A 1038-nucleotide genomic window follows, 5' to 3' on the forward strand; every position below is an offset into this window, starting at 1 on the left:
ATACAAAGGCTGAATCAGGACGGATGAGCTTGCGAAACAAAGTGAAGTCCGATACTGCCCGAATCCTGTACAGTAAATGGAGCAGTGACATGAGCAGAAGGTTGTCGTTCTTACCCGGGGAGGTCTCTTTCTTTATATCAAACTTTTTCAGTGATGGAAAACTGGAGGAAGAGAAGTCAGCCAATTTTTTTGTGACGAGTAATCGCAGGAACAGACGTCATAGTACTAACGAAAGTTAGGAAGGACTGAACAATAATAATTTTGAAAATCAAGGAGGTGTACACGCCATCAGTATCGCAGAAAACATCGTGATTAAGTTCAGAGAGATGGCTACCTACAAAAGGATACGCTGGAAGCAAAAGAATATGTAGGAGTGCGTAGGGGCGTAACACAGAAATGAATAGACAAAATGATATCTCATTAATCGATCGAGTAGTCGATAGAAAGAATATAAAGCTTGCCATCAAGAAAGTTAAAAAGAACAAAGGCAAGCCAGGTGTAGACGGCATGACTGTCGATGAACTAGATGCACACATGGCAGAATTTGGTTCACATATCATTCGAAAACTAAAGGAAGGCACATATATGCCTCAACCGGTTAGGCGAGTGGAAATTCCAAAGGCAAATGGAGGGAAGCGACTTCTAGGTATTCCCTGTATAAGAGACAGAGTTGTCCAACAGGCTATTCTACAAGTTATAGCCCCCATTATTGACCCCCACTTTTCTGACTATAGTTATGGCTTTCGAAAAGGTCGAAACGCCCATCAAGCAATTGAACAAGTACAACAATATTATGAGGAAGGTTATCGTATTGCGGTAGATTGTGATTTAAAGAATTATTTCGATACAATTAATCATCAAAAGTTACGAAATTATCTGGAATACTATATACAAGACAAAATCGTTCTAAAATTAATTTGGAACTTCCTCAAATCGGGTATTTTAGACCAAGACTTTTATGTTAAAACAGATATGGGGACACCACAAGGTGGTCCATTATCTCCTCTATTAGCCAATGTTTATCTCCATCATTTAGAT

2 protein-coding genes are annotated in these 1038 nt (G+C 39.2%); both read left to right on the forward strand.

Features of this window, described 5'->3' with window-relative positions; all coding sequences use genetic code 11:
* On the forward strand, positions 1-239 hold a 239-nt coding region (locus ACYQ2O_RS12370), incomplete at its 5' end, for a hypothetical protein (RefSeq protein ID WP_459796716.1).
* 157 nt (positions 240-396) lie between these two features.
* Positions 397-1038 (forward strand): reverse transcriptase domain-containing protein (locus ACYQ2O_RS12375; protein WP_459796717.1); only part of this gene is annotated, 642 nt, incomplete at its 3' end.

The organism is Alkalibacterium sp. m-11 (genome assembly GCF_054658155.1).